The sequence below is a fragment of the Chitinophaga sp. genome (assembly GCF_036566945.1).
Classification (GTDB): domain Bacteria; phylum Bacteroidota; class Bacteroidia; order Chitinophagales; family Chitinophagaceae; genus Chitinophaga.
In genome coordinates this window covers 1-3,386 of record NZ_DATCVJ010000555.1, presented here as the reverse complement: position 1 = coordinate 3,386, position 3,386 = coordinate 1, and the positions used below count along the sequence as shown (strand labels likewise).

Below are 3,386 nucleotides of genomic sequence, written 5' to 3'. Positions count from 1 at the left end.
TGAAGGATGATTTTTTGTACCAGCTCTACGATGCGATCGCTCAGTGAAAATCCGAGGGCTTTACTTTCGGGGTTATTCAATGAAGTGATGAATACATCCAGGTTGTTGGTAGTGGTGCGGGACTTGAGATCAATTATTTTTTTGTTAAGCAGGTAATAAGTTTCGCTGGCATTGATAATATTATTTTTGATCAGGTCATATTTGGTCATATTATCGAAGTCCTTGCCCTGCAAGAGCGCCTGTATGGCATTGGAATTTTGCTTATCGTTATCCGTGATCCGTTGTACTTCTTCCAATAGTTTGCGGATAGTGGTATCCTGCGTCTTGATAACAGGAGCAGTGGTACTTTTGAGTTCCGGATCCTGTGCATGCACCGTTTGAAAAGTAAAAAGTAAAACAAGAGATGCTGGTATAAATTTAATCCATCCAGTAGTGAAAAATCTTTGGGCCAGGTGTACTAACGGTAACGACTCATCGGGCTTGTTAGTCAAGCGTTTATCATGCTTCATTTCCGTTGGTAGGTGTTTTAACATGTTGTTTTTGCTTTTTGTTAACAAAAATTTAAGAAAATATGATGCCAAAAACATCATCACGCAAAGATAAATAATTAATAACAGTTAAAATTAAATCATGATAGGTGGTGAAATAATGCTTTTCTATGATATATTTTGAATTATCGGCAGGTGACTTACCTTTGCGTCCAAATTTGATCCACTTTCATGCTTAACAACAAAAAGATTGTGGTTGTATTACCGGCCTACAACGCAGCACTTACGCTGGAAAAAACATTCCGGGAGATCCCTTTTGATATAGTTGATGATGTAGTTCTGGTGGATGATGCCAGTAAAGATGAAACCCTGGAAGTAGGGCGACAACTGGGTATTAAACACCTGATCCGTCATGATAACAACAAAGGTTACGGCGGTAATCAGAAATCCTGTTATAACAAAGCCCTTGACCTGGGAGCTGATATAGTAGTGATGCTGCATCCCGATTACCAGTATACACCTAAGCTGATTACAGCGATGTGTAGTATCATTGCCAATGATGTGTATCCGGTGGTATTCGGGTCCAGAATTCTTGGAAAAGGCGCCCTGAAAGGGGGGATGCCGATGTATAAATATATATTTAATCGTTTCTTAACACTGACACAAAACATCCTGATTGGTCAGAAGCTGAGTGAATACCATACAGGCTACCGTACATTTTCGGCGGAAGTGCTGCGTGATATTAACTATATGGCTGATAATGATGATTTTGTGTTTGATAATGAAATGGTTTCGCAGATATTTATGAAAGGATACGATATTGCAGAAATAACCTGTCCTACCAAATATTTTGACGAAGCCTCCAGTATAAATTTCAAGCGCAGTGCCATTTACGGCCTGGGTGTATTGAGAGTATCCCTGCAGCATCGTTTGCATATGTGGGGCATGATGAAAGGAAAGATTTATTAAAATTAATATAGCCAGTGGGTTTAGCGCAACAGTATAATTTAGCCGGGAAATATCTGAAATATTATTTCACCTCAGGTAATCGTCATGATGTTCATTCACCTTTTGTGTATGCGCTGATAGAAGACGTATTGCTTGACAAGAAGCCACATGCTGCTTTTAGGGAAATAGAGCAGTTGCGCAAACAATTATTGAAGAGTAACGAAACGCTGCAGGTCACCGATCTGGGCGCAGGGTCACTAGTATCGGCCGGTAATGAGCGTCGCGTACGGGATATTACCCGTTATGCAGCAAAACAGCCTAAATTCGGGCAGTTATTCTACCGGCTGATACAATACCTCCAACCGGGCCGTATCCTTGAATTGGGGACTTCTATGGGCCTTTCTACGGCATATATGGCAAAAGCGGCTCCGCATGCCAGGATATATACCATCGAAGGCTGCCCTAACATCGCTGCCCGCGCGGCTAAAAACTTTGAAGCCCTGCATATTAAGAACATAGAACAGGTAACGGGTAACTTTGATGCGGTTTTACCGGATGTACTTAAGCAGATGCAGCTGCCCGACTGGGTTTATATAGACGGTAATCATCGTAAAGAGCCTACACTGGCTTACTTCGAGCAATGTCTTCAGTTTGCGGACGAGTATTCTGTTTTCATTTTTGATGATATTCACTGGACGCCCGATATGGAATCCGCCTGGCATACCATACAGGCCCACCCGCAGGTAACGATGACTATCGACCTGTTTTTCATAGGGTTGGTATTTTTCCGGAAAGATTTTAAAATCAAACAGCATTTCACGCTGAAATACTGATTTTCCGGTAGTATATTGGGTATAAAATTCCCGCTATGCGTTATCTGAAAATCTTTCTCCTGGGTTGCCTGCTGACTACCGGCATGGTAGTGGCTGCGCAGGACCTTTCGCAGTATACCTATCAATCGTTTAGCCGTAAGGGTGATACCCTTCGTTACCGTTTGCTGCTGCCGGCCAACTACGACGCGCATAAGAAATATCCCCTGATTGTTTTTCTGCATGGTGCAGGGGAAAGAGGGTCCGACAACAATGCCCAGCTATTACATGGCGGCGATATGTTCCTGCGCGACAGTATCCGCGCCAACTATCCTGCTTTTGTACTTTTTCCGCAATGTCCCGACAATAACACCTGGGCGCCCATGAAATTTGACCGCGACAGCACCGGAAAAATTGTTCGGGGAGAGTTTCCGCTGAATCAAGGTCCCACTCCACCTACTGCCTTACTCAATCCTTTGCTGGACAGTCTGCTGGCCAGTGGAAAAATTGATACCAAACGGGTGTATATCGGTGGTTTATCACTGGGCGGCATGGGTACTTTTTATATGATCAGCACACGCCCCAAATTATTTGCTGCAGCCTTTCCTATCTGTGGTGCGGGCAATGTGGCCGAAGCCGGCCGCTTTGCTAAAAAAGTGCCGGTATGGATTTTCCATGGCGGCGATGATAAAGTAGTACCTGTCGAGTCTTCCAGGGCATACGATGTTAAACTGAAAGCATTGGGCGCGGAAGAAAAGTATACAGAATACCCCGGCGTAGGTCACAACAGCTGGGATAATGTATTTGTAGAACCAGGATTAATGACCTGGTTGTTTCAACATAAGAAGAAATAGTAACAGCGAATAAAGCCATAGGTTTTTTGTCTTACTCAGGATTATACTGATGTTGATGATTTTCAAGATTTTGTTTTACAGGATTAAAAAAGATTTGGGAGACATAAGCGGAAACTGGTTATGCCTCCCAAAATCTTTTAATCTTATAAAATCATTGTTGTCCGGGTAAATTGAATATAACATGGCCTGTATTCCTTTTCTGATAAGGAATACAGGTTCTTAAATTATTGTATGAAAATCCAGGGAAGCTCCCTGTTATTTATCAGGGAGAAAAACCTAACCCTATT

The 3,386-nt window shown here is 42.6% G+C and carries 4 protein-coding genes; 3 read left to right on the top strand and 1 reads right to left on the bottom strand.

Annotated elements, in window-relative coordinates:
• A partial coding sequence (locus VIP81_RS16915; RefSeq protein ID WP_331963372.1) for a hypothetical protein occupies window positions 1–533 on the bottom strand: 533 nt, incomplete at its 3' end.
• A 186-nt stretch (window positions 534–719) separates the two neighbouring features.
• On the opposite strand from VIP81_RS16915, the gene VIP81_RS16910 reads away from it, so the two are divergent.
• From VIP81_RS16910 to VIP81_RS16900, 3 genes are read left to right on the top strand one after another with little or no spacing between them, the layout of a single operon-like run.
• Window positions 720–1,457: a glycosyltransferase family 2 protein gene (locus VIP81_RS16910; RefSeq protein ID WP_331963369.1), complete on the top strand. Its 738-nt coding sequence runs from the start codon at window positions 720–722 to the stop codon at window positions 1,455–1,457.
• A gap of 14 nt (window positions 1,458–1,471) precedes the next feature.
• The gene (locus VIP81_RS16905; RefSeq protein WP_331963366.1) at window positions 1,472–2,269 is read left to right on the top strand and encodes an O-methyltransferase; all 798 of its coding nucleotides are present in this window, start codon (window positions 1,472–1,474) and stop codon (window positions 2,267–2,269) included.
• A 35-nt stretch (window positions 2,270–2,304) separates the two neighbouring features.
• Entirely contained in the window at window positions 2,305–3,099 is a 795-nt protein-coding gene (locus VIP81_RS16900) for an alpha/beta hydrolase-fold protein (RefSeq protein WP_331963363.1), read from the top strand.
• Window positions 3,100–3,386 lie beyond the last annotated feature (287 nt).

Excerpts from the sequence above, each read along its gene's own strand:
- VIP81_RS16910 (WP_331963369.1), top strand. The coding sequence starts at position 720 with ATGCTTAACAACAAAAAGATTGTGGTTGTATTACCGGCCTACAACGCA.
- VIP81_RS16900 (WP_331963363.1), top strand. The coding sequence starts at position 2,305 with ATGCGTTATCTGAAAATCTTTCTCCTGGGTTGCCTGCTGACTACCGGC.